Origin of the sequence: uncultured Streptococcus sp. (assembly GCF_963536705.1) — a bacterium.
Lineage (GTDB): Bacteria > Bacillota > Bacilli > Lactobacillales > Streptococcaceae > Streptococcus.
The window spans coordinates 33345-57294 of the sequence record NZ_CAUTAP010000006.1 but is presented as its reverse complement, the minus strand read 5'-3'; the positions used below and the strand labels follow the sequence as shown (position 1 = coordinate 57294).

The window sequence follows — 23950 nt, the reverse complement described above, 5'->3', positions numbered from 1 at the left end:
TGAAGGAAGGATTTACCGATGGCAGAGATTGATGAACTCCGAGCTCAGCCTCAGGATATTTTAGCTGAGCAGTCTGTCTTAGGAGCCATTTTCATTGATGAGAGCAAACTGGTCTTTGTTCGTGAGTATATCGAGCCTGCTGACTTCTTTAAGTATGCCAATCGCTTGATTTTCAAGGCTATGATTGACTTGGCTGACCGCGGCGATGCCATTGATGCAACGACTGTTCGCAATATTTTGGATAGTCAGGGTGATTTGCAGAATATCGGCGGTCTCAGCTACTTGGTGGAAGTGGTCAATTCTGTGCCAACCTCTGCCAATGCTGAATACTATGCTAAAATCGTTGCAGAAAAGGCCATTCTAAGGCGGCTGATTTCGCGTCTGACAGAGTCTATCAATCAAGCCTACGATGGTGACCGTCTGTCAGAGGAAATTATTGCCGGAGCTGAAAAAGCTCTGATTGATGTCAGTGAGACGGCCAATCGCAGTGGCTTTAAAAATATCCGTGATGTGCTGAACCTTAATTTTGGCAATCTGGAGGCTCGGTCTCTGCAGACATCAGATATCACCGGAATTGCGACTGGCTATCGTGAGTTGGACAAGATGACGACTGGTCTGCATGAGGAAGAATTAATCATTTTGGCGGCCCGACCAGCGGTCGGAAAGACAGCTTTTGCCCTTAATATCGCTCAGAATATCGGAACCAAGCTGGATAAGACTGTAGCCATTTTCTCTCTGGAAATGGGGGCGGAGAGCTTGGTGGACCGGATGCTGGCTTCAGAAGGGGTGATTAATTCTCATTCCATTCGTACGGGGCAACTGACAGATGAAGAGTGGCAAAAATATACCATTGCGACAGCTAATCTGGCTAACGCTAGTATCTATATCGATGATACACCAGGGATTCGGATTACAGAGATTCGCTCGCGGGCTCGAAAACTGGCCCAGGAAACGGGGAATCTAGGGCTGGTTTTGATTGACTATTTGCAGCTGATTACGGGAACTGGGCGTGAAAACCGCCAGCAAGAGGTTTCGGAAATTTCCCGGCAGTTGAAAATCTTGGCTAAGGAGCTCAAGGTGCCGGTCATTGCGCTGAGTCAGCTCTCGCGTGGCGTAGAGCAGCGGCAGGATAAGCGACCAGTGCTGTCTGATATTCGGGAATCAGGTTCCATTGAGCAGGATGCGGATATCGTTGCTTTCCTTTACCGGGATGATTATTATGATCGAGCCGGTGAGGAGGAAGAAGGCATTCCCAACAACAAGGTCGAAGTCATTATCGAGAAAAACCGGAGTGGGGCGCGTGGTACAGTTGAGTTAATTTTCCAGAAAGAGTATAATAAATTCTCAAGTATTTCCAAAAGAGAGGACGAATAAAGATGAGTGATGCATTTACAGATGTGGCAAAAATGAAAAAAATCAAAGAAGATATCAAGGCGCATGAAGGACAAATCGTTGAGATGACGCTGGAAAACGGTCGTAAGCGCCAAAAAAGCAAGCAAGGCCGTCTGATTGAAGTCTATCCGTCTTTGTTTATCGTGGAATATTCCAATGAAGGCGGTCAGCCAGGGGAAATTTCCAATACCTATGTGGAGTCTTATACTTATTCTGACATTTTGACAGAAAAGAACCTCATCCGTTATTTTGATGAATAGAAAGGTCCAGTGGGCCTTTTTACTTATATTTGAAGCAATTCCTCAGTCAAATCGACTTATATAGAGGATGATAAGCAAAGAAAACAGGTGGTCATCATGATTAAAAATTTGGTTTTTGATTTGGGCAATGTTCTGATTGAATGGAATTCTGAGAAAATCTTGACATATTTTGAACCTGAGAAAGAGCGGCGGCAGGTTCTTAGGCAGGCCATTTTTGAGTCGGGTGTCTGGCATCAGACAGACAAGGGGGAGCTGAGTTTGAAAGAAGCCTGTGAGGAAGTCCTAGCTCAGCTGGACGCTTCCTATCATTCTGCCGTTAAGAATATCTTTTACCATTGGTACGAAGTCGTGCATGTTTACAGTGATTTACAGGAAAGGATTCGGCTATGGGCTAATCAAGGTTATCGAATCTATATCTTGTCAACCACTTGTGAGATTTTTTATCATATTGAAAAAGCTGGTTTGTTGCCCATTTACCCACTGCTGTCGGGCTATATCCTTTCCTCAGAGGTCGGGGTTGTCAAGCCGGAAGCAGAGATTTACCAAAAGCTCTTTAAAAAATATAATCTGAATCCAGTGGAATCCGTCTTCATTGATGATATTCAGGCTAACTTAGATACGGCAGCTGAATTGGGCTTTGAAACCATCTTATCCACAAGCGAGACAGAGAATATCAGTGCTATGGAGGATTTGCTGGCTGCGAAAGGAAAGTTTGACTGATTGATGATCGTTTGCTTCACTTATCGTTGAAAAGGAGTAAGTCTAAGCTCAAACCTTGACATTTGCTGATGATTGCGCTATCATAGTCCTATATATGGGAGTCTGTGTACAGTCTGAGAGGAAGTGTAAGCTTCGACCGCACCTGATCTGGGTAATGCCAGCGTAGGAATCATACCGAAAATAGTGGTATTTGTGCGCCTTTTCCATATATGGAAAAGGCCTTTTCTTTTATCATCTTTATCGATGGTGATATCTTGAAGAATTGTAGCGTTAAAAATGCAGGAAGGGAGGAAAATAGTTCTAATGAAAGCACTACAAAGGCTGATGCGGCAGCAAATCGGTCTCTTAGGTATGCTGGGTGTACTTGTCATCTGGCAGGTCATGGGCTGGCTCAAGCTCTTGCCCAAGTTTATCCTGCCGACACCTCTGGAAATCGGTCAGGCCTTTATCAGAGATGCTGGATTTCTAGCAAGTCATAGCTGGGCGACCTTAAAAGTAGCCTTGCTGGGTTTAGTCTTGGGCGTCATCTTGGCCTGTATACTAGCTATACTCATGGACAGCATGAGCTGGCTCAATGATCTAATCTACCCCATGATGGTCGTGGTGCAGACGATTCCGACCATTGCTTTGGCGCCAATCCTGGTTCTCTGGCTGGGTTATGGGATTTTGCCCAAGATTGTGCTGATTATTCTGACGACGACTTTTCCGATTATTATCAGTATTCTGGATGGTTTTCGGCATTGTGATCGGGATACTCTGACTCTCTTTGAGCTTATGCAGGCCAATCGCTGGCAGATTCTCTGGCATTTTAAAATTCCAGCTAGTTTGCCTTATTTCTATGCGGGTCTGAGGGTGAGTGTTTCCTACGCCTTCATTACGACTGTGGTTTCTGAATGGTTGGGTGGTTTTGAAGGCTTGGGTGTTTATATGATTCAGTCTAAGAAACTTTTCCAGTACGATACCATGTTTGCCATTATCATATTGGTTTCGGTTATCAGTCTTCTGGGGATGAAGCTGGTGGCTGTCAGTGAAAAATATATCATTAAGTGGAAATAGGAGCTCAGCTCTGCTATTTTCCAAAGAAAGAAAAGAGGATAATGATGAAAAAAAGTTATAAAATGTTGTTGGCGGGTTTGGCTACTGTGTCAATCATCGGCCTAGGGGCCTGCGGTCAGTCGAAATCTACGTCTGAGAGCAAGGATAAAAAAATTGATTTTATCCTAGACTGGTCACCAAACACCAACCATACCGGCCTTTATGTGGCTCAGGAAAAAGGCTACTTCAAGGAAGCAGGCATGGATGTGGATATCAAGTTGCCGCCTGAAGATAGCAGTTCGGATTTGATTATCAACGGCAAAGCTCCTTTTGGAATTTATTTCCAAGATTCTATGGCTAAAAAACTGGATAAGGGCGCAGAAATCACAGCTGTTGCCGCTATTGTAGAGCACAATACTTCGGGTATCATTTCCAAGAAGTCTGCAGGGATTACTGGACCTAAGGACCTAGCTGGGAAGAAATATGGCACCTGGAATGATCCAGTGGAGCTAGGCATGCTCAAAACTTTGGTTGAAAGCCAAGGCGGCCAGTTTGATGAAGTGGAAAAAGTTCCCAACAACGATTCCAACTCTATTACGCCGATTGAAAATGGTTTGTTTGATGCAGCCTGGATTTATCATGGCTGGGACGGCATCATGGCTCAGACTCAGGGCATGGATACTAATTTCTTTTACATGAAAGACTATGTCAAGGAGTTTGACTATTATTCTCCAGTGATTATTGCTAATAATGACTATCTCAAGAAGAATCCGGACGAGGCGAAAAAGGTCTTGCAGGCTATCAAGAAAGGCTATCAATATGCCATGGAGCACCCTGAAGAAGCGGCGGATATTTTAATCAAGCATGCGCCAGAGCTGAAGAACAAGCGTGACTTTGTCTTGGCTTCTCAAAAATATTTGTCCGAGCAATATGCATCGGATAAGAGCAAGTGGGGTCAGTTTGAGGCTAGCCGCTGGAATGCCTTTTACAAATGGGCCAAGGATAAGAGCATCGTGGACAATGACTTAAGTGACAAGGGATTTAGCAACGATTATATAAAATAATGACAGAAATTAAACTTGAAAATGTAAGCTATGCTTATGATGAGCAGCAGATTTTGAAAGATATCAGCCTAGAGGTGGAAGCTGGCCAGGTCGTAGCGATTTTGGGACCAAGTGGAGTCGGGAAAACGACCCTCTTTAATCTAATTGCTGGGATTTTAGAGGTCCAGTCGGGCAGGATTGTCCTAGACGGGCAGGAAAATCCCAAGGGCCGGGTGAGTTATATGCTGCAGAAGGACTTGCTGCTGGAGCACAAGACGGTGTTGGGCAATGTCATCTTGCCCTTGCTAATCCGAAAAGTATCCAAAAAGAAAGCGACAGAGCAGGCAAGTCAGATTTTGAAGGAATTCGGGCTCTTTGATGTAGCAGACAAGTATCCACATGAGCTGAGTGGGGGGATGAGGCAGCGCGTGGCTCTGCTGCGGACCTATATGTTCGGCCATAAGCTATTTCTTCTGGACGAGGCCTTTAGTGCTTTGGATGAATTGACCAAGATGGAGCTGCACGCTTGGTATCTGGACATTCATCGTAGGCTGGGTCTGACGACCCTTCTCATTACTCATAGCATCGAGGAAGCTCTGGCTCTCAGTGACCGTATCTATATTCTGAAAAATCGGCCTGGGCAAATCGTGGCAGATTTCCAACTGACTTGGTCAGACAGCGAGGATAAGGAACTGCAGAAGCTCCGATATAAGCAGGAGATATTGAGGATTTTGGGAGTGTGAAATAGTTGCCTGAATTCCTTTGCTTTCAAGAAATAACTTCAATCAAGCCTTTTGGCTTGATTTTTTGGATGAGCCCCTTTACTTTTGACTTTATTCGTGGTACAATAGCTTTTGTGTGAAATAGCAGCAGGAAAGCATGGAGCTCGTCAACAGAACATCAGCTATAAAAGTAGCCTTAGCTGTTTGGGCGAAAATGTTCTGCACGAATCAGGGCTTTCTAAGTGACTATTTCCTCAAAAATATTTTACAGGAGGACATTTTATGTCACGTTATACAGGACCATCTTGGAAACAAGCTCGTCGTTTGGGTCTTTCTCTTACTGGTACAGGTAAAGAATTGGCTCGCCGTAACTATGTACCTGGTCAACATGGACCAAACAACCGCAGCAAATTGTCAGAATATGGTTTGCAATTGGCTGAAAAGCAAAAACTTCGTTTCACTTACGGTGTAGGTGAAAAACAATTCCGTAACTTGTTTGTTCAAGCTTCAAAAATCAAAGAAGGAATCCTTGGTTTCAACTTCATGCTTCTCTTGGAGCGTCGCTTGGATAACGTTGTTTACCGTCTTGGTCTTGCGACTACTCGTCGTCAAGCTCGTCAATTCGTAAACCACGGTCACATCCTTGTTGACGGCAAACGCGTTGATATCCCATCATACCGCGTAACTCCAGGTCAAGTGATCTCAGTTCGCGAGAAATCATTGAAAGTTCCAGCAATCCTTGAAGCTGTTGAAGCAACTCTTGGACGTCCAGCATTCGTATCATTTGATGCTGAAAAATTAGAAGGTTCATTGACTCGCCTTCCAGAGCGCGACGAAATCAACCCAGAAATCAACGAAGCACTTGTCGTTGAATTCTACAACAAAATGCTTTAATTTGTATTTGTTCAGAAGTCGGTTTCCCGGCTTCTTTTTTAATATTCTCAGTGAACTAATAAAGCTGATTTTAACTAAAAAGGTTGACGAAAACTTGAGTTTGCTCAATTTTCTATAACTCTAAGAGCAAGGAAAAGGAGACAGATATTTTTCAGAAATTTAGTGATTTCTTTCTGCTCCTATCTAATCAGGTGAGACACTCTGTAAAGATTTTTTCCAGCTTTTTTACGGAAGATTTGCTGAAATGGTGTATAATGAGGACAAGACACAAACAGAAAATTATATGAAAGGAGTAGCGATGAAGGTTCTAGTGACAGGAGCGACTGGCTTTCTAGGAAAGTATGTTGTTGAAGAGCTGGCTGAACAAGGCTATCAGGTGCGGGCTTTTGGTCGTAATCTGAAGGCTGGTCGGCAGTTAGAGGGTCCTTTAGTAGAGTTTTTTGCTGGAGATTTTACCAGAGAAGAAGAAATTTTTGCAGCCTGCGAAGGAGTGGATGCAGTGGTGCATGCTGGTGCCCTTTCAACGATTTGGGGACCCTGGGAGCAGTTTTATCAGACTAATGTAGTAGGAACCAAACTGGTTATGGAAGCCTGCCGACATTTTGGAGTGCAACGACTGGTCTATATTTCCTCTCCAAGTGTTTATGCTGCTGCGCGTGATCAACTTGATATTAAAGAAGAGGCTGCTCCTCAGGAAAATGAGCTGAATTTTTATATCAAAAGTAAGCTCATGGCTGAGCGGATTGTCCGAAGTTATCCTCAAGTTCCATCGGTTATCTTGCGTCCAAGAGGGCTTTTTGGTATTGGGGATACCAGTATCTTTCCTAGGATTCTGCGCTTAAGCCAAAAACTGGCGATTCCACTCATCAGAAATGGCCAGCAAATGATGGACATGACCTGTGTGGAAAATGTGGCCTTTGCTGTTCGACTGGCTTTGGAAATGCCAGAAGCGCAAGGACAGGTTTACAATATTACCAACGGAGAATCCCGTAGTTTCAAGGATATGCTGGATGAAGCTTTAGATGGTTTACAGGTTCGTAAACGTTATATTAAATTACCTGCTGTTTTTCTAGGATTGCTGGCACAGGGATTTGAAAGCTTTTATCGCTTCTTTAACATTGAAAAAGAGCCACCTCTGACTCTTTACACTTATTACTTAATGCGTTACAGTCAAACGCTGGATATATCAGCAGCAGTAAGGGATTTGGGCTATCAACCCAAATTGACAATCAGTGAAGGGATTGCAAAATATGTCCAACATTATCGAGAAAATTGAGTATCTTCAGCCTGGGCGCTGCAGCAGTCACTTGCAGCAGATGTTTAAGGGAGTTGCCAAGAAAAAAATTATTTTTCCAGCTGGTGTTTTCCTCTTGAAGCATCGTGAGAAAGGCTATATTCTCTACGACACTGGCTATTCTCCAGCTATTCTGAAGCCCAACTTCAAATACTGGCTTTATGGTCTGGGAACGCCTGTTGATATGTCAGAAGAGGAGCGTGTAGACCGGCTACTTGAGCAAAAAGGAATTGCACCAGAAGATATTTCTTATGTCATTTTGTCGCACTTACATCCAGATCACATCGGCGGAGCCGCTTTCTTTCCCAAGGCCCGTTTCATTCTGACCAAGGCCGTCTTCAAAACTTATCAGCATGCCAAACTGAATGATTTGATTTTCAAGGAATTTCTTCCGCAGGATTTTGAGAGTCGGTTGGAAGTAGTGGAACCTCAGCAGGTGCAAGCAGCATTCCTCTATCGCAAGACAGTCGACTTGTTTGGGGATGGCAGTATATATCTGGCCTCAGTTGATGGCCATGCTGCTGGTCAAGCGTGTCTCTTTTTGCCAGATTATCATCTGTTTATCGGAGCTGATTTGTGCTGGGGCGTGGATCTGTTGTCTTATACGGAGCAGATGCGTTTCTTGCCGTCACTGATCCAAGATAGCAAGGAAGAATACATGGCCGGTGTGGCCTTGCTTCGGCAGTTACTTGCTGTTGGCTATCAGGTGCTAGTCAGTCATGATCCGGCTGAGAGAGCGGAGCAGATTTTGTATGAAACTAGGAACATTTCTAAAAACCTTTAGCGTCATGCGCTGGGGGCATCGATTTAAGGATCGACAGGCCTTGGAACGCTATCAAATCAAGGCTTTAGCAGCCTATCGGGAATTTCTGCAGCAGGAATCACCTTATTTTAAATCAGGTATTCCAGCAGATTTTAAGATGAATAAGGCCTTTATGATGGAGCATTTCAATGAGCTCAATACTCAGGGGCTGGATCGAGATGAGTTGTTAGCCTTGGCTCTGGAGAGCGAGCGGACACGTGATTTCAGCCCCATGATAGGAGAAATTGCTGTCGGCCTGTCTTCTGGGACATCTGGTCACCGAGGTTTATTTGTTACCACTGAAAAGGAGCGCAGTATGTGGGCGGCAGCCATCTTGGCCAAGATGCTGCCTCCAGGCAAACTCTTTGGACATAAAATCGCCTTCTTTCTTCGGGCAGACAACCAGCTCTATCAGACTGTCAATTCAGGCTTGATTTCTCTGGAGTACTTTGATACTTTTCAGGGAGCCGAAGAGCATGTAGAGCGTTTGAATGCTTACCAGCCAACGATTTTGGTAGCGCCAGCATCAATGCTCTTGGAGCTAGCTAAACAAGTCCAGGCAGGGAATTTGCAGATTGCTCCTAGCAAAGTCGTATCAGTGGCAGAAATTTTGGAAGAGCCGGATCGGCAGAGGATTCAAGCAGGATTTGGTCTGAAAAAGGTGGACCAGGTCTACCAAGCGACCGAGGGCTTTCTAGCTTGCACTTGTGTCCATGGGAATCTTCATCTAAACGAAGATATTGTCCATGTAAATAAGTGCTACTTGGACGATAGACGCTTTTATCCAATAATTACGGATTTCAAGCGGACTTCTCAGCCAATTTTTCAATATGAGCTGAATGATATCTTGGTGGAAAATCCTGAACCTTGCCCCTGCGGCTCGGTCTTTACACGGATTGATAAGATTGAGGGGCGCTCGGATGATATTTTCATTTTTGAAAATGCTGCAGGTCAGTCGGTGGAGGTCTTTCCAGACTTTATTCGCCGTTGTCTGCTCTTGGTTGATGGGATTGGAGAATATCAGGTGGCTCAGGAACGGGATTATTCGCTGACCATTGCTATCGAACATCGTAGTCAGCAGCGAGAAGACGAGCTTGTCCAGCAGTTTCAGAACTTGGCGACTGATAAAGACTTTCTTATACCGGCTATTTCTTTTGAAGATTACCAGCGGGACAGAAGCCGTAAGTTGAAACGTATCTATCGGACTTAAGAATGCTCCAAGTGGAAAAACATATGAATCAGAGGCTGAAGCGCTTTGGCAGTTTACCTAGCTATTGAGCAGCCCCAAGTCTGACAAGAAGGAGTTTAATATGACAGCAGTAAAGAATCATATAAAGATTGTTGGTTATGGTACGCATCTACCTAGAAATACTGTGACTTTTAAGGATCAGACCCGGTATCGGGTGGTGGAAAATGAAGAAACCCAGCTTTCCATGGCGGTTAAGGCGATTGAAAAAGCCCTAGAGCAAGCGGGCTTGACAATCAAAGACATCGATTGTATCGTGTCAGCCAGTGCGGTGGGCGTCCAGCCTATTCCTTGTACTGCTGCCCTGATTCATGAGTTGGTAGCCAAGGGCTTGTCCATTCCAGCCATGGATATCAATACGACTTGCACCAGCTTTATCTCGGCTTTGAGTCTCATGTCTCATTTGTTGGAGGCTGGTGAGTATCATAGGATCCTCATCGTATCTAGTGAGGTTGGAAGTTTAGGGCTTAATCCCAATCAGAAAGAAAGTTTTGAGTTGTTCAGTGACGGTGCGGCTGCTTTGATTTTTGAAGCAACAGAGGAAGAGAGAGGTGTCATCTCCAGCCTGCAGCGGACTTGGTCTGAGGGAGCTCATGATACAGAGATTCGTGGTGGTTTGACATCTTTTCAGCCTAAGGAGTACTCGGACGCTACCAAGACTCACTACATGTTTGACATGAATGGTAAGAAGATACTCTTGCTCTCTGCCAGAAAAATTCCGGAAATGTTTAAAGAATTTAAAGAAAAGAGTGGTCTCAGCCTGTCTGATTTGGATTATATCATTCCGCATCAGGCGAGTCGTGCTCTGCCAATGGTCATGCGCAGCTTGGGTATTCCTGATGATAAATACCTTAATATTGTGCAAGACTATGGTAATATGGTGTCAGTAGCAGTGCCCTTTTCTCTCTGCTATGCTCTGGAGCGCAATCTAGTCAAGGAAGGAGACACCATCGCTCTGATGGGAACAGCAGCTGGTATGACAGTCAATATGCTGGCTATGAAATTATAATACAATAAAAATAGGGTGTACAGAACCAAAAGAGGTTTTGTACACCCTGTTTAATTTTTCAAAAATTTGAGTAGAAGTGTGCCCGATGGGCTTAAGCAACTTCTTATATCATTTTTAAAAGAAATTCTGCTATTTGTTCAGGACTTTCTTTTTTCCCTCTGGAAACCCACATCTGGCAGACGCCGAAGAAGGCATTAGAGAGAAAGACCCGGCTGTATTCTTTTTCAAAATGATTGTAAATGCGATTGCTAAAGCGATCCTGAAGGCTATCAGCTAGCATCATCTGCAGCTTATGGCGCAGGAAATTTTGAATTTCTTTCGTTCCGTTTTCCGTCAGAAGAGCAGCTAAAAGCGGCTCTAGCTGGAGGAACTGAAAGACCTCCGTAATCGCGGTTTGAATATCCTCCTGATTGTTATCAAAAATATACCCCAGTTGATGAAAGAGGTTTTGCTGATAACGTTCAATCATATCGTACTTATCCTTGTAGTGAGTATAGAAACTACTACGGCTGATGCCAGCAGCTTGAGCTAACTGAACAGTAGTGATATGGTCGAAGGACTGCTGATGCAGTAGTGTAACCATGGCTCTCTCAATAATAGCCTTGGTTTTTCGGCGTTTATTGCTTTCTAACATAAAATCTCCCTTTGAGGCTAAGCCTCAGTCTGCTCTTCAAACTAATAGCTATCATAGCAAACTACTTTTTCTTTTTCTCCATGTACTATTATATCAAATGTTTTTCAAGTGGAAAAGAGTTAAATTCCGAAAATAGGCATAGATAGGCAAAATTTTATTTTATTAGGTTTCTTAGACTGGTAAAATAATAAAGCCAAGACTTAAAGTAAAGTCTTGGCCTTCGTTTTGAGCATTATTTAAAGTAGAGGTAGTCGGGGTCGGGAGTGACGTAAAGCAACTCACCCTCTTGCGAAAAGATAATAGAAATTTGCTCATTTTTATAAGAGTAAATTGTATAGGTGTTTTGTAACCTTGATGCTTGAGAAATATCAACTACACCTGCTAAGAAAGCACGCGCTTGTTCAGTGTTGATTTTTTGCTCTTGAACCAGCCTCTTCAGATTTTCTAATTCTTTGTTTTGGAAGGCTTCGTATTCAGAAGCGAGGTCGGTGCTTACTTTTTCTGGCTCGCCGAGAATACTTTTAACTTTTTCTTGGGTATATCCTTTAAATTCAGGAATTTGAGCTTCAAAACCGCCAGATTCATAGGATTGGTAATAAACCTTGGCATCGCTAGTCGCATAAATCTTATCTTTCTTAGCATGATCGGCATCTTCTGGAAGACCATCTGTGGTTTTTTCTATATCCTTACTAGAACTACTATTTTCTTTACTAGAACTTCTGGAAGAACTACTGCTGCTAGAGGAGCTGCTTTTGCTTTTGGAAGATTGCTTTGATGAGCTTGAGGAATCCTTTAAACTAACTTTTTTTCCTGATTTATCTGAATTGGAAGAGCGAGTGGTTGAATCTGAGTTAGATGGTACAAGGAAACGGCAGGCTGATAGCAGAAATAGTGCTGCAACTAGAGCAAATAAGCTAAATGGTGTTCTTTTTTTCATTTTTTAAAACCTTTCTTTAATGCTGCTCAACACAATTGAGCTTCTGTAGTGTGAGGCATCTGCTGGCAGCGGTGTTTCACATGGAACCCTATCATCAAGTTAAGTGCTCGATGCTTGACTCCATTTACCTCGCTTATCATTCTAACATAATACTGATTTTCTGTGTAGCTACCTGTGGAAAAATACCTTTTGTTTACAGATTATTCAGGGATTAAAGACACTAGGGCTAACTTATTCCGCTTCCCTACAATCTTTTTGAACAAAATTGGACACGGTGTCTAATTTTCAAAGAATAAACTTGTAATAATTTTCGATTGGTGTATAATCAATTTTATTGAAATTTGGACACTGTGTATAATTTTGGGAGATAGACATGTTAAGAGAATGGAAAGCTATTTTAAAAAAGCCGACTTTTATCATTGTGATGTTAGGAGTCTCTTTGATTCCTGCCTTGTATAATGTTATTTTCTTGAGCTCCATGTGGGATCCGTATGGAAAGGTATCGGACTTGCCAGTGGCGGTCGTCAATCAGGATAAAGCTGTAACTGCTAGTGGCAAGACCTTGTCTATAGGTGAGGATGTTGTTTCCAGCCTCAAGGAAAATAAAAATCTAGATTTTCACTTTGTCAGTAAAGAAGATGCTCAAAATGGTTTGGAAAAGGGTGATTACTATATGGTTGTGACGCTTCCAAGTGATTTATCTGAACGTGCAGCTAGTATTTTGACCGATAATCCTAAGCAAATGAAGATTGACTATCAAACGTCTAGCGGCCACAGTTTTATTGCTGGTAAGATGAGTGATTCAGCCATGGCTTCTTTGAAGCAGACGGTGGCGCAAAATGTGACGGATACTTATACAAGCGCCATATTTAAGAATATGGGAGATCTAAAAACGGGATTGGTTAAGGCATCTGATGGTGCTCAGCAATTAGCATCTGGCAGTCAACAACTAGGTTCAGGCAGTCGGACAATTGCAGATAACTTAAGAACTCTGAATCAAGCTACGAGCAAATTATCGTCCGGTGCAGCTCAATTTAATACAGGACTACAGACTTATACTGGGAGTGTTGCACAAGTATCGTCTGGACTGGGTAGTTTGTCAAACGGGATACACACTTATGCAAATGGTGTAAGTACTGTGGCCGCAGGTGCAAATCAGCTGTCGGGTCGATCAGCAGACTTATTGGGTGGAGTCCAACAGCTTACTCAGTCAGGAGATGGAGTTCAGGCCTTATCAACAGGTGTAACGAATCTGAACACTGGCTTGGCTACATTAAAGTCATCGGTAGATACAACCTTAGCTAACAATCAGCAAAACGTGAATGATTTGGCAACTGGCTTGACTCAGTTGAATGCTAGTATTCAAGCTGCAGCAAGTGACTCAGCAGTGTCGACAAACAGCATTGAAGCTTCACTGACTAGCATAGCAGCATCCGCTCAGGCTATTATCAATAATAATCAAGACGCCAAGGCTGCAGCTTTGGCAAGTGTCCAAGGGACCAGTGCATATCAAGGCCTTTCTAGTGAGGCTAAGGCTGAGATTGATACAGCAGTCAGTGCTAGTCAAGCAGGAAGTGATCAATCTGCTCAGGCAATTTTATCAGAAGTTGATACAATGAGGACTTCTCTTGAAACGATAAAAGGCGCTAGTCAAACAAAACTAAGTCAGTTAGAAAGTGCATCAAATCAAGTTCTGCCACAGGCATCTAGCATGATCAATGGCCTTTATAATGGCTTATCAACAGTGAGTACTAGCCTCGGTTCAGCAAGCGGAGGAGCCAATCAACTAGTCGCAGGTGTAGATACCCTAAATGAAAAATTAACGACTGGCGCGACACAATTGGAACAAGGGGTGACAAGCTATACCAATGCAGTCGGTCAGCTATCTGAGGGGACATCAGCTTTGGCAAGTAAGAATCCTGATTTGCTAGCAAATACAACAAAATTAGCAAACGGGGCAGCCCAATTAACAGACAAATCTCCAGAATTGACCTCTAGTTTTGAGAAATTAGCAGATGGAACCAATCAATTAGCGAGCGGAACAGAGAAGCTGGCTGATGGTAGCAGTGCTTTAACAGATAATCTCTCTAAACTTACTGTGGGAACGAGCGATTTGTCCAATGGCCTCTCAGATGCAGGCGATAAATTGTCGACTGTTTCTACTAAGGAAGACAATGCAAAAACTCTGGCAGATCCTCTGACACTGAGCAAGACAGATGAGAATAAGGTAGAAAAAAATGGCATTGGGATGGCGCCTTATATGATTTCAGTAGCTTTATTTGTGGCAGCTATTTCAACCAATATCATCTTTAGCACACTTCCATCGGGTCAAGAACCTAAGACGAGACGAGACTGGCTGAAGGCTCGTATAGAGGTAAATGGAGTCATTTCTGTCGTAGCGGGTGTCTTGGTCTATGGTGCTGTGCACTTGATCGGCTTATCTGCAAACCATGAGTGGGCAACCCTTGGTTTGATTGTCCTAGCCAGCATGACCTTTATGGCTCTTGTGACGGCTTTGGTTACTTGGGATAGCAAGCTCGGCGCCTTTGCTTCTCTGATTCTCTTGCTTTTACAGCTGGCTTCTAGTGCAGGAACCTATCCGCTGGAGCTGACTAGTAAGATTTTCCAAGTTATCAACCCTTGGCTGCCAATGAGCTATTCTGTATCGGGCTTACGCCAAACGATTTCTATGAACGGTCAAATTGGTAGTCAGGTCCTCTTCCTTGCTTTTGTTTTAGTTCTTTTCATGGCACTTGGTACTCTGGTCTATCGAACAGATAAAAAACAGCTAGCTTAGGGTTCTTATTCTTATGAATCTGTAAAAATGTAGATGAAAAGTCTATCTGTAATTCGTTTACTTTATATCTAATCAACATCTCCTGAAAAGGGAGATGTTTTGTTTTCTTTAAGTTTTCTTTATCTTTCTTTTAAGTTTTCATCTTTAAAATTGCATTACATTCAAGAAAGATAGAGAGGTGAGAAGCCCATGGCAGAAAAATTTTTTCAACATCATTTTCAGCGCTTTGAAACCAAATACATCATTTCCAAGGAAACCTTGCTGGATCTATTGCTAGAGTTTGAAGGACATCTGGTGGAGGATGAGCGAGCTTATTCGACCATTAACAATCTCTACTATGATACGCCGTCCTATCAGTTCATTCGTGAGTCTTTGGAAAATCCTCACTTTGATGAGAAAGTTCGCTTGCGGACCTATCAAGAGCATCCGACCGAGGATAGTCAAGTCTTTTTAGAAATCAAGAAAAAGACGGAGAATCTGGTCACCAAACGCCGGCTTGCAGCAGATTTGCTGACAGCGGAAGCCTATCTGGACGGTGATTACAGTCAGCTGACTGACCTTCAGATAGATACGGAAATGGTCTGGCTGACCCAGCATTTTGGCCATATTCAGCCTATGATGTATATCGGCTACAATCGTTATTCAATGAAGGGGATTGAGGATGAGCGGATTCGGATTACCTTTGATCACGGCCTGACCTACCGTCCTTATGATCTGAGTCTCTTAGCCGGTCGCCATGGGGATCATCTCCTGCCAGCCAATCACGTGATCATGGAAGTTAAGATTCCAGAAGCTTGTCCGCTATGGCTAAGCGAGATGATGGATCGCTACCAGCTGTCTCCAAGCTCTTTCTCTAAATATGGTTTTGCCTACAAAAAGTTAAACTGTATCAGCAGCAAATAAAATAGATAGGAAAAGAAAAATGAAACAATCAACATCAACCCTTAAAAAAATTAAATTAATGATTCCACTGGTCTTGATGACAGCAGTGCTGGGAGCCTGCAGCGCAAACGCCAGCAGCTCTACAACTTCAAGCAGCATCCAAGCTGCTAATGCTACCAGCACTAGTCAGACTAAGACCAATACTTCTGATTACTTTGCTTCAGAAGACTCAGACGCTTCTTATGATGAGTCCAAGGCGACGACCATCAGCCTGAGTGGCTCCAGTGCTAAGACCTCTGGTGACGGCGTTAGTGTCTCCGGCTCTACTGTGACAATCTCTGAGGCTGGGACCTATGTCGTTTCCGGAACGAGTGAAAATGTGCAGATTGTCGTCAAAGCAGGTGATAGCGACAAGGTCCAAATCGTCCTAAATGGCGTAACCATGAGCGGGACAGATGCAGCTATTCTAGTAGAAAATGCGGGTAAAACAAGCCTGACTCTGGCTGACGGCAGCCAAAACACTATCTCAGACTCATCAAATCACAGCAATACGGATGCAGATGCAGCTATCTATGGTAACTCTGACCTGACTCTCAATGGCTCTGGAAGTCTGACAGTTGATGGCAAGTATGAAACAGCGATTAAGTCTGAGCAGACCTTGCGGGTGACAGGTGGCACTTATACGCTCAAGGCAGCTAAGAATGGTCTGTCAGCAGCTTCAGCCATTAATATCAAGGATGCTACTATTGACATCACAGCGACAGAAGATGCTATCCACGCAGACAATGATGAAGATACTTCTCTGGGGAATCTCTATATCCAGTCCGGCACCATCACGATTAATGCTGGTGATGATGGTCTACACGCTAGCAATATCGCTTTGATTGATGGTGGGACAATTACGGTTTCCAAGAGTGTAGAAGCTCTGGAAGGAACCAATGTTACCATTAACGGAGGCAAGCTGAACCTTTATGCGACAGATGATGGTATCAATGCAGCTAGTGATGTAACTGGAGCTGATATCTTTATCAAGATTACTGGTGGCGATATCAAGGTCGAGGTCGGTGAAGGCGATACCGATGCTATCGACTCCAACGGCGATGTCATTATGTCAGGAGGAAACTTGGATATTACTTCTACGGTATCTGCCTTTGACTTTGATGGAACGGCTACCTACACTGGCGGCACCATCACGGTCAATGGTGAGAGCCGAACAGAAATTACAGCAGACGGACCTGGCGCTGGTGGACCCGGTGGCGGCGGTGCCCCGGGCGGCCAAGGCGGTTTTGGTGGACGATAAGAAAATAAGGCAGTTCAAATTGAACTGCCTTATTAATTTATGAAAAAGACGGGGATGCAACTATGTTTCTGCAAAGCAATCTTTTATAGAAGACTTAAGAGGGACGATAAATTTTCTATAGTGAAATCAGGTTTTTCTTCTAGTCGTTGGGGTTGGTAATAAGCACTAAAACCTTGTTTTAACCAGATAGTTGTCATTCCTAGTGCTTTAGCAGGTATGATATCATTGTCTATTCGATCACCAATCATAATAGCTTGTTTAGCAGGGCAATGAGCTTTCTCTAAAGCTAAAGTGAAAATGGCAGGGGAAGGCTTGGCAAGTCCGAGCTCTGCAGAAGAGACAACTAAATCAATCCATTGATATAGTCCCATTTTTTTCAAACGTTCTTTTAGGCCAGGTAGTTGGTTGGCGATGATTCCGATTTTATATCGGTTGTGCAATTCTTTTAAGACCACTTGGGCATCTGGGTATAATTTCTCCAAATTAGAGTTCCAAATGGGACGTTCTAAGTTAAATTCTTTTATTGTCTCCAAGTCTCCCTTTTTGCCTTCTTTAAACAGTTCAACCATACGAGCATAAAAAATATCGTAGTTAATATTTGTCTCTGTAATTGCTCTCCTAATTCTATCTTGATAGGCTTCTTTTTCATCAATCAAAGTAGAGCCAACGTCAAAAAACAACCATTTATGAGCTGACATTTTACTACCTCCACAATAATTATGATATGTCTTACTCATCTATCTTAATCAACATCGTCTCTGTATCCACGGTCACTTGAGCACCGATGGTAATGGTAAAGAGTGGCTGAGTATGGGCAAAGTCCAAGTCATAGAGGACGGGAATCGTCTTTAGAATTGGATGTTTATCCAAGATATAAAGGAGCAGCTCCTCTGTCATCTGGCATTCTTTTGGAAAGCGGCCGATGAGAAGGGCCTGCGGGTTAGGATAGGCCTGAAGGAGGGCAGCTAGATTGCGTTCAAACTCCACATAATGATCTTCCTCCGCCTCTTCAACAAAGAGGACATAGTTTTCATCTGTCGGAGCATAGGGAGTCCCACGCAGGAGCGAGAAGGTGGAGAGATTGCCGCCAATAACAGTGGCTTGGGCTTGCCCGTGATGATAAACTTTCCACTCCGTTTCATGGAAGGTCAGTGGGGCATCAGGTAGATACCAGGCATTGTCGCCCCATTTTTCACTAGGAGTTAATTCATAAGAAGTCTGGCTGACGGCCTTGAGCCAGCTCTCGGTCTGATAGTCCTGCAGGGCATCCATCTTAAAGCTAGAGTAAGACGGTCCCATGTAGGTTTTCATGCCGGTCTTGCTATAGATGGCGCTGAGCAAGGCTGTCGTGTCTGAGTAGCCGCAGAAAATCTTAGGATTGCTGGCTATCAACTCAAAGTCCAGATAGGGCAGGAGCTCATTGCAGTTAAAACCTCCGATGGTGGCCAGAATGGCATCAACGGACTCATCCGAAAAGGCAGCATGGATGTCTGCCACTCGGCTTTCGATGGAGGCAGAGCCTAGTATATCATTTTCCAGATAATGCTCCGAAAAAGACACGGTAAATCCTAGCTTTTCCAAGCGCTCCTTGGCGGTTAGATTGGCCTCAAAGCCACCGATGTGTTCGATTGACGCTGAGGGGCTGACGACCCGAATGTGCATACCAGGTGTGAGTTTTTTCATAGGGACCTCCTTGTGATAAATTTTTATAGAATATCATAGCACAAAGCCCAAGGCCTGTAAAGCAATCTTAGGGGATTGCGGGATTTTTCATCAAAAAAGGAGTCGCTGAGGACTCCCTGATTGTATATATTCTTTTCTATGATTTATTCGCTGAGCTTAATGCTGCCGCTTTGGGCGCTGGCAGAAAGTGTAGTTGTCGGATTTTCGACTTTACGGATGGCAGAGCCGCCAAGTTCATCGCCTTTGGAGTGCTCTACATTTATACCACTAGGGATATCAATTTCACCTAGATCCGTTTTCAGATCAAAGGATAACTGCGACAAACTGCCAGAAACCAGATGAAGATTAATATCGCCCAGTTGGTCAGTGATAGAGATTGTACCAGCTAATTCCAACTGTTCAGAGTTCAGTGAGCCGCTTGAGATTTTCAGAGTGCTGTCGGAGATTTTGCTCGAGTTTAGATTGACCTCTCCCAGAGAGTTTGCTATTTCGCCCGATGCGAACTGGCTGTTGCTCAGAGTGATGGTACCCGAAGAAGCATTGATTTTTCCAGAGCTAATCTGACTGTTATTAAAGGAAATCTCTCCCAGAGAGTTCTTAAATTTACCAGATGCGAATTGGCTATCATTCACGGTCAACGAGCCATTGGATAGAGAGAAGTCAGCATTTTTGGATGATAGATTGGACAGCGTAACATCTCCTAGTAACGAGCTGCCGCTGAATGTCTCAAGTTTAGTCCCCTTAGGTAGGGAAAGCTGCACAGTACGCTCTCCCTGAGATTCTTGGTCAAATAAGCTGAGTAAGGAGCGGATTCCAGTGCTTATGTGGAAGGAGCCTGCATCTTCTTCCTTGATGTTTAAGTTTCCGTTTTCAGAACTTGTCGTGATTTTTCTAAGCGCGTCTCCATCAATCTTATAGTTGCCGTCGATTTGGTAATAGGTCAAGTGAGCCTTGTCATCAGGAGATTCGCTGATGACGAGGTTTCTAGCCACTAAGTTAATATTTAGGGAAGAAAGATCAGAGAAGTTTTCTTCTTTTTTCGTTACTTTTACCTTGCTCTTGGCAGAATTGACCAAGTCGTTGACACCGCCTGTAGTGGAGCCGATAGTTGTCAAGGCTCCACCAAAGAGACAGGCTAAAATAGCTGCAGATAAAAGAGGTTTTTTAAATTTGATGTTAGCCATGACGTGCTCCTTTCTTTGCGAAAAGTTGAGCTAGTTTGACAAAGCCGGCCTTGCCAAACTGAGCAACAGGAGAAATGCCTGAGTAGAAGATGCCTGACAGTCCCAGAGATAGGATACTGAGACCTAGGGTGAACAGGAGGGCTGGGACAGATGTCGTCAGTCCTAGGGTTAGAGTATCCCAGATCAGGCTGATTCCAAAGATAAAGAAGGCAAAGGCACCCGTAGCCATAAATATAATAACGTTAAAAATTAAGAGGAAGAAAATAATAATCAAAAGTGCTGCTACTATAAAGAGCGGAATAGCCAAGGGTGCTGCCAAAATGGATAGGATAGCAATCTGGACGATGTTCTTAGTGTTTTTTGATGAACTGCTGTCTTGATTATCTTCCTCGACTTTTTTATCCAAAAGATTCAACATAATCTCGTGGGCTGCTTCTTTAGGGCTGCCTAGCTCAGCAATAGCTGCTTCCTCCCCCTCTGGACCTACCTCGTTGAAGTACTCAGTGAAGTAATCCATAGTTTCTTCATAGTCCTTGCGTGGCAGTTTTTTTAGATATTTTTCTAGCTCAGCTAGATACTCGGTTCTTGTCATGACGGATGCTCCCTTCTATGATACCGCTGATGGTCGTGGTATAAGTTTGCCACTCTTCTTTTAGAGTGAGTAGATGTTCATGCCCGTAGGCAGTGAGTGAATAGTATTTTCGTTTTCGTCCTTGGTACTCCTGCGAATAAGTCGTGAGGCAGTCATTTTGCTCCAGCTTCTTCAGAATGGGGTAAAGTGTTGATTCTTTGATATTGGCAATCAGCTTGATTGTCTGGCTGATTTCATAACCGTAGGAATCGTCTTTTTCAAGGATGGCTAAGATGAGAAACTCAATCAAAGCCGATGATGTGGGGAAAGACATAGGACCACCTCCTTGTGTAAAATATTTATATATAATCTTTCTATATATAGTCTACAACCTCTTAGGGAAAAAGTCAAGCAAAATATATAAAATTTTTATATATTTTTTGAAAAAGTCTTTTAATGGCTGTTTATAAGGCACATCAAAGTAACTTTCTTCCTTACAAGAACTTTACACCTTCCTTAGCTTTTGTGTTGAAAACATCTTCCATAAAATGGTAAAATGGTGTAAGTCTAACTAAAAATATAAGAGAGATCAATGAAAAAACATCAAACCCTATATAAGTTTTTGGGCCAAACCCTACTATATTTTGTTATCTTTCTGGCCTTGCTTTATTTCTTTAGCTATCTGGGTCAGGGTCAGGGTGGCTTTATCTATAATGAATTTTAATGTGAGAGAGTAGGAAATAATGTCAAATAAAGTGATACATGATATGATTGAAGCGATTGAGCATTTTGCTCAGGTGCAGCCGGATTTCCCGGTTTATGATATTTTAGGTCAAGTTCATACTTATGGCGATTTAAAGAAGGATTCCGATTCGTTGGCGGCTCAGATTGACCGTCTGGGACTTCCTGACAAGTCTCCGGTTGTGGTCTTTGGCGGTCAGGAATACGAAATGCTGGCTACTTTTGTGGCCTTGACCAAGTCTGGTCATGCTTACATTCCTATCGACAGCCACTCAGCCTTGGAGCGCGTGGCAGCGATTGTGGAAGTTGCTGAGCCAAGCTTGATTATTGCTATCAATGATTTTCCGCTGGCAGATGTGGCAGCGCCTATTTTCAGTGCGGAGCAAGTTCAGACGGCTTTCAGAGAGGGAGCATCCTATGAGCTTAGCCATCCGGTGCAGGGAGATGATAATTATTACATCATTTTCACATCAGGAACAACTGGCAAACCTAAGGGAGTACAGATTTCCCACAATAATTTGCTCAGCTTTACGAATTGGATGATTACAGATAAGGAGTTTGCGACTCCAGATCGTCCTCAAATGTTGGCTCAGCCTCCTTATTCTTTTGATTTGTCGGTCATGTATTGGGCACCGACTTTGGCCTTGGGAGGGACTCTTTTTGCCCTGCCTTCGGCTGTGACTCAGGATTTCAAGCAGCTGTTTGATACGATTCTCAGTCTGCCTATTGCTATCTGGACGTCGACGCCTTCTTTCGCGGATATGGCCTTGCTGTCGGATGACTTTAACAGCCAGAAGCTGCCTCAGCTGACGCATTTCTACTTTGACGGCGAGGAGTTGACGGTCAAGACAGCTCAGAAGCTGCGCGATCGCTTCCCTCAAGCTCGCATTATCAATGCATATGGCCCGACTGAGGCAACAGTGGCTCTGTCTGCAGTAGCAGTAACAGATGAGATGCTGCAAAATTGCAAGCGCCTGCCGATTGGCTATACCAAGGCTGACTCTCCGACCTTTGTCATTGACGAAGAAGGGCAGAAGGTACCGAATGGCCAGCAGGGAGAAATCATCGTCTGCGGTCCAGCCGTATCCAAAGGCTATCTGAATAATCCTGAGAAGACAGCGGAGGCCTTCTTTGAATTTGAAGGCCTGCCAGCCTATCATACAGGAGATGTCGGCTCGATGACAGATGAAGGCCTGCTGCTTTACGGCGGCCGGATGGACTTCCAGATCAAGTTTAATGGTTTCCGTATTGAGCTGGAGGATGTGTCTCAGAATCTGAACAAATCGAAATACATTGAATCTGCAGTGGCAGTGCCCCGCTACAATAAGGACCACAAGGTCCAAAATCTGCTAGCCTATGTCATTCTCAAAGACGGTGTGGCTGAACAGTTTGAGCGGGAAATCGATATTACCAAGGCAATCAAGGAAGATCTGCAGGATATCATGATGTCCTATATGATGCCGTCCAAGTTCCTCTATCGAGAGACCCTGCCTCTGACCCCGAATGGCAAGATTGACATTAAGGGGCTGATTAGCGAGGTCAATAAGCGATGATGGATTTTTTGAAACAGCTGCCTCACTTGGAACCCTATGGTAACCCAGTTTACTTTGTCTATATCGTTCTGGCAGTTCTGCCAATCTTTGTCGGACTTTTCTTTAAGAAACGTTTTCCCCTTTATGAAGCCTTGGTCAGCTTGGTCTTTATCGTCCTGATGCTGACAGGTCCTAGTCTGGCGCAGCTTTGTGCTTTGTTAGGCTATGTCATCTGGCAGATAGTCTGGGTTTATTCATACAAGCTCTATCGCCGGTCGCGGGATAGCAAGTGGATTTTTTATCTGCATACCTTGCTGGCGGTTCTGCCGCTTGTGCTTGTTAAGGTAGAGCCCGCAATCAGTGGCCATCAGTCTCTCTTTGGCTTTTTAGGGATTTCCTATCTGACCTTTCGCTCGGTAGGGATGATGATTGAGATGCGGGATGGAGTTTTGACAGAGTTCACGCTCTGGGAGTTCCTGCGTTTCCTGCTCTTCATGCCGACCTTTTCAAGCGGTCCTATTGATCGTTTCAAGCGTTTTAATGAGGACTATTTGAACATTCCTGAGCGCTATGAGCTGCTGGATATGCTGGAGCAGTCTGTTAAGTATATCATGCTAGGCTTCCTTTATAAGTTTATCCTGGCCCATATCTTTGGACATCTGCTGCTGGGTCATGTCAAGACCTACGCTCTCTATACCGGCGGTTTCTTTAATCTAGGAACTCTGGGCGTTATGTATGTCTTTGGTCTGGATCTCTTCTTTGACTTTGCCGGTTATTCGATGTTTGCGCTAGCTATTTCCAATCTCATGGGAATCAAGAGCCCTATCAACTTTGATAAGCCTTTTCTCTCACGAGATTTGAAAGAATTTTGGAATCGCTGGCACATGAGTCTGTCCTTTTGGTTCCGTGACTTTGTCTTTATGCGGTTGGTCATGGTCCTGATGCGCAATAAGGTCTTTAAAAACCGCAATACGACCTCTAGTGTAGCCTATCTGATCAACATGCTGATCATGGGCTTCTGGCATGGAGTGACCTGGTACTATATCGCTTACGGTCTCTTTCATGGAGCTGGGCTGGTCGTCAATGATGCCTGGCTGCGCAAGAAGAAAACCCTAAACAAAGAGCGCAAGGCTAAGGGGCTTCCGCCTCTGCCAGACAATAAATGGACTCAAGCTTTGGGGATTGTGGTGACCTTTCACGCAGTCATGTTCTCATTTTTGATCTTTTCGGGATTTTTAAATGAGCTTTGGTTTAAAAAATAAAAATGAATGA

The 23950-nt window shown here is 43.8% G+C and carries 24 protein-coding genes and 1 riboswitch; of the genes, 17 read left to right on the top strand and 7 right to left on the bottom strand.

All coding sequences use genetic code 11. The features are described from left to right. Positions 1–18: 18 nt before the first annotated feature. The 11 genes from dnaB (at position 19) to RWX26_RS05060 (ending at position 10417) form a co-directional block, all read left to right on the top strand. Positions 19–1374, top strand: coding sequence for a replicative DNA helicase (gene dnaB / locus RWX26_RS05110; protein WP_002894241.1), 1356 nt, complete (start codon positions 19–21; stop codon positions 1372–1374). Between the two features lie 2 nt (positions 1375–1376). Further along, entirely contained in the window at positions 1377–1652 is a 276-nt protein-coding gene (locus tag RWX26_RS05105) for a Veg family protein (RefSeq protein WP_002894239.1), read from the top strand. Between the two features lie 96 nt (positions 1653–1748). Further along, a complete protein-coding gene (locus tag RWX26_RS05100; protein ID WP_314579827.1) occupies positions 1749–2372 on the top strand; it encodes an HAD family phosphatase in 624 nt (207 codons plus the stop codon). Between the two features lie 84 nt (positions 2373–2456). Beyond that, positions 2457–2558: riboswitch (TPP riboswitch) on the top strand. A 90-nt stretch (positions 2559–2648) separates the two neighbouring features. Further along, positions 2649–3428: an ABC transporter permease gene (locus tag RWX26_RS05095; RefSeq protein WP_314579824.1), complete on the top strand. Its 780-nt coding sequence runs from the start codon at positions 2649–2651 to the stop codon at positions 3426–3428. A 41-nt stretch (positions 3429–3469) separates the two neighbouring features. After that, positions 3470–4471: an ABC transporter substrate-binding protein gene (locus RWX26_RS05090; protein WP_314579820.1), complete on the top strand. Its 1002-nt coding sequence runs from the start codon at positions 3470–3472 to the stop codon at positions 4469–4471. Further along, positions 4471–5193 carry an ABC transporter ATP-binding protein gene (locus RWX26_RS05085; RefSeq protein WP_314579818.1) on the top strand — a complete coding sequence of 241 codons (723 nt, stop codon included), beginning with the start codon at positions 4471–4473 and terminating at the stop codon, positions 5191–5193. The genes RWX26_RS05090 and RWX26_RS05085 overlap by 1 nt, the downstream gene beginning before the upstream one ends. Positions 5194–5454: 261 nt before the next feature. Continuing rightward, positions 5455–6066, top strand: a complete 612-nt coding sequence (rpsD, locus tag RWX26_RS05080; RefSeq protein WP_314579816.1) for a 30S ribosomal protein S4 — start codon at positions 5455–5457, stop codon at positions 6064–6066. A 244-nt stretch (positions 6067–6310) separates the two neighbouring features. Next, a complete protein-coding gene (locus RWX26_RS05075; RefSeq protein WP_314579814.1) occupies positions 6311–7342 on the top strand; it encodes an NAD(P)-dependent oxidoreductase in 1032 nt (343 codons plus the stop codon). Next, positions 7317–8144 carry an MBL fold metallo-hydrolase gene (locus tag RWX26_RS05070; protein ID WP_223322126.1) on the top strand — a complete coding sequence of 276 codons (828 nt, stop codon included), beginning with the start codon at positions 7317–7319 and terminating at the stop codon, positions 8142–8144. Before RWX26_RS05075 ends, RWX26_RS05070 begins: the two co-directional genes overlap by 26 nt. After that, positions 8113–9372 carry a F390 synthetase-related protein gene (locus RWX26_RS05065; protein WP_314579811.1) on the top strand — a complete coding sequence of 420 codons (1260 nt, stop codon included), beginning with the start codon at positions 8113–8115 and terminating at the stop codon, positions 9370–9372. Before RWX26_RS05070 ends, RWX26_RS05065 begins: the two co-directional genes overlap by 32 nt. 100 nt (positions 9373–9472) lie before the next feature. Then, positions 9473–10417, top strand: a complete 945-nt coding sequence (locus RWX26_RS05060) for a 3-oxoacyl-[acyl-carrier-protein] synthase III C-terminal domain-containing protein (protein ID WP_002894224.1) — start codon at positions 9473–9475, stop codon at positions 10415–10417. Positions 10418–10520: 103 nt separating this feature from the next. Here RWX26_RS05060 and RWX26_RS05055 read toward each other — a convergent pair whose 3' ends face one another. Beyond that, entirely contained in the window at positions 10521–11051 is a 531-nt protein-coding gene (locus tag RWX26_RS05055) for a TetR/AcrR family transcriptional regulator (protein WP_314579808.1), read from the bottom strand. Positions 11052–11283: 232 nt separating this feature from the next. Next, a complete protein-coding gene (locus tag RWX26_RS05050) occupies positions 11284–11988 on the bottom strand; it encodes a DUF4947 domain-containing protein (protein WP_314579806.1) in 705 nt (234 codons plus the stop codon). 373 nt (positions 11989–12361) lie between these two features. Between RWX26_RS05050 and RWX26_RS05045 the strand changes: the two genes are divergently transcribed. From RWX26_RS05045 to RWX26_RS05035, 3 genes are all read left to right on the top strand, one after another. Beyond that, positions 12362–14785, top strand: coding sequence for a YhgE/Pip domain-containing protein (locus tag RWX26_RS05045; RefSeq protein ID WP_314579803.1), 2424 nt, complete (start codon positions 12362–12364; stop codon positions 14783–14785). Positions 14786–14974: 189 nt separating this feature from the next. Beyond that, positions 14975–15688, top strand: coding sequence for a polyphosphate polymerase domain-containing protein (locus RWX26_RS05040; RefSeq protein ID WP_314579800.1), 714 nt, complete (start codon positions 14975–14977; stop codon positions 15686–15688). Between the two features lie 19 nt (positions 15689–15707). After that, positions 15708–16967 (top strand): carbohydrate-binding domain-containing protein, encoded by a 1260-nt coding sequence (locus RWX26_RS05035; protein WP_314579798.1) that lies wholly within the window; start codon positions 15708–15710, stop codon positions 16965–16967. 83 nt (positions 16968–17050) lie between these two features. On the opposite strand, the gene RWX26_RS05030 is transcribed toward RWX26_RS05035, so the two are convergent. The 5 genes from RWX26_RS05030 to RWX26_RS05010 form a co-directional block, all read right to left on the bottom strand. Next, complete coding sequence (locus RWX26_RS05030) at positions 17051–17704, bottom strand: HAD family hydrolase (RefSeq protein WP_125402656.1); 654 nt, start codon at positions 17702–17704, stop codon at positions 17051–17053. Then, positions 17697–18650, bottom strand: coding sequence for a S66 peptidase family protein (locus RWX26_RS05025; RefSeq protein ID WP_049547770.1), 954 nt, complete (start codon positions 18648–18650; stop codon positions 17697–17699). Before RWX26_RS05025 ends, RWX26_RS05030 begins: the two co-directional genes overlap by 8 nt. A 143-nt stretch (positions 18651–18793) precedes the next feature. Beyond that, the gene (locus tag RWX26_RS05020; protein ID WP_125402654.1) at positions 18794–19834 is read right to left on the bottom strand and encodes a DUF4097 family beta strand repeat-containing protein; all 1041 of its coding nucleotides are present in this window, start codon (positions 19832–19834) and stop codon (positions 18794–18796) included. Next, a complete protein-coding gene (locus RWX26_RS05015) occupies positions 19827–20426 on the bottom strand; it encodes an HAAS signaling domain-containing protein (protein WP_314579796.1) in 600 nt (199 codons plus the stop codon). The genes RWX26_RS05020 and RWX26_RS05015 overlap by 8 nt, the downstream gene beginning before the upstream one ends. Then, a complete protein-coding gene (locus tag RWX26_RS05010; RefSeq protein WP_002913906.1) occupies positions 20401–20739 on the bottom strand; it encodes a PadR family transcriptional regulator in 339 nt (112 codons plus the stop codon). Before RWX26_RS05010 ends, RWX26_RS05015 begins: the two co-directional genes overlap by 26 nt. A 258-nt stretch (positions 20740–20997) precedes the next feature. Here RWX26_RS05010 and RWX26_RS05005 point away from each other — a divergent pair, with 258 nt between their 5' ends. Genes RWX26_RS05005 through dltB form a run of 3 tightly spaced genes read left to right on the top strand, consistent with a single transcriptional unit; the run spans position 20998 to position 23940 of the window. Next, positions 20998–21129 (top strand): teichoic acid D-Ala incorporation-associated protein DltX, encoded by a 132-nt coding sequence (locus RWX26_RS05005; RefSeq protein ID WP_002894209.1) that lies wholly within the window; start codon positions 20998–21000, stop codon positions 21127–21129. A 19-nt stretch (positions 21130–21148) separates the two neighbouring features. After that, positions 21149–22699: a D-alanine--poly(phosphoribitol) ligase subunit DltA gene (dltA, locus tag RWX26_RS05000; RefSeq protein WP_023917120.1), complete on the top strand. Its 1551-nt coding sequence runs from the start codon at positions 21149–21151 to the stop codon at positions 22697–22699. Next, complete coding sequence (gene dltB / locus RWX26_RS04995; RefSeq protein ID WP_101772013.1) at positions 22696–23940, top strand: D-alanyl-lipoteichoic acid biosynthesis protein DltB; 1245 nt, start codon at positions 22696–22698, stop codon at positions 23938–23940. The genes dltA and dltB overlap by 4 nt, the downstream gene beginning before the upstream one ends. Positions 23941–23950: the final 10 nt, after the last annotated feature.

Coding starts and splice junctions, on each gene's coding strand:
- RWX26_RS05065 (WP_314579811.1), top strand. CDS start 8,113: ATGAAACTAGGAACATTTCTAAAAACCTTTAGCGTCATGCGCTGGGGG.
- RWX26_RS05050 (WP_314579806.1), bottom strand. CDS start 11,988: ATGAAAAAAAGAACACCATTTAGCTTATTTGCTCTAGTTGCAGCACTA.
- RWX26_RS05085 (WP_314579818.1), top strand. CDS start 4,471: ATGACAGAAATTAAACTTGAAAATGTAAGCTATGCTTATGATGAGCAG.
- RWX26_RS05095 (WP_314579824.1), top strand. CDS start 2,649: ATGCAGGAAGGGAGGAAAATAGTTCTAATGAAAGCACTACAAAGGCTG.
- RWX26_RS05015 (WP_314579796.1), bottom strand. CDS start 20,426: ATGACAAGAACCGAGTATCTAGCTGAGCTAGAAAAATATCTAAAAAAA.
- RWX26_RS05100 (WP_314579827.1), top strand. CDS start 1,749: ATGATTAAAAATTTGGTTTTTGATTTGGGCAATGTTCTGATTGAATGG.
- rpsD (WP_314579816.1), top strand. CDS start 5,455: ATGTCACGTTATACAGGACCATCTTGGAAACAAGCTCGTCGTTTGGGT.
- RWX26_RS05025 (WP_049547770.1), bottom strand. CDS start 18,650: ATGAAAAAACTCACACCTGGTATGCACATTCGGGTCGTCAGCCCCTCA.
- RWX26_RS05105 (WP_002894239.1), top strand. CDS start 1,377: ATGAGTGATGCATTTACAGATGTGGCAAAAATGAAAAAAATCAAAGAA.
- RWX26_RS05055 (WP_314579808.1), bottom strand. CDS start 11,051: ATGTTAGAAAGCAATAAACGCCGAAAAACCAAGGCTATTATTGAGAGA.
- RWX26_RS05020 (WP_125402654.1), bottom strand. CDS start 19,834: ATGGCTAACATCAAATTTAAAAAACCTCTTTTATCTGCAGCTATTTTA.
- dnaB (WP_002894241.1), top strand. CDS start 19: ATGGCAGAGATTGATGAACTCCGAGCTCAGCCTCAGGATATTTTAGCT.
- RWX26_RS05070 (WP_223322126.1), top strand. CDS start 7,317: ATGTCCAACATTATCGAGAAAATTGAGTATCTTCAGCCTGGGCGCTGC.
- RWX26_RS05005 (WP_002894209.1), top strand. CDS start 20,998: ATGAAAAAACATCAAACCCTATATAAGTTTTTGGGCCAAACCCTACTA.
- RWX26_RS05030 (WP_125402656.1), bottom strand. CDS start 17,704: ATGAGTAAGACATATCATAATTATTGTGGAGGTAGTAAAATGTCAGCT.
- RWX26_RS05060 (WP_002894224.1), top strand. CDS start 9,473: ATGACAGCAGTAAAGAATCATATAAAGATTGTTGGTTATGGTACGCAT.
- RWX26_RS05040 (WP_314579800.1), top strand. CDS start 14,975: ATGGCAGAAAAATTTTTTCAACATCATTTTCAGCGCTTTGAAACCAAA.
- RWX26_RS05090 (WP_314579820.1), top strand. CDS start 3,470: ATGATGAAAAAAAGTTATAAAATGTTGTTGGCGGGTTTGGCTACTGTG.
- RWX26_RS05010 (WP_002913906.1), bottom strand. CDS start 20,739: ATGTCTTTCCCCACATCATCGGCTTTGATTGAGTTTCTCATCTTAGCC.
- dltB (WP_101772013.1), top strand. CDS start 22,696: ATGATGGATTTTTTGAAACAGCTGCCTCACTTGGAACCCTATGGTAAC.
- RWX26_RS05045 (WP_314579803.1), top strand. CDS start 12,362: ATGTTAAGAGAATGGAAAGCTATTTTAAAAAAGCCGACTTTTATCATT.
- dltA (WP_023917120.1), top strand. CDS start 21,149: ATGTCAAATAAAGTGATACATGATATGATTGAAGCGATTGAGCATTTT.
- RWX26_RS05075 (WP_314579814.1), top strand. CDS start 6,311: ATGGTGTATAATGAGGACAAGACACAAACAGAAAATTATATGAAAGGA.
- RWX26_RS05035 (WP_314579798.1), top strand. CDS start 15,708: ATGAAACAATCAACATCAACCCTTAAAAAAATTAAATTAATGATTCCA.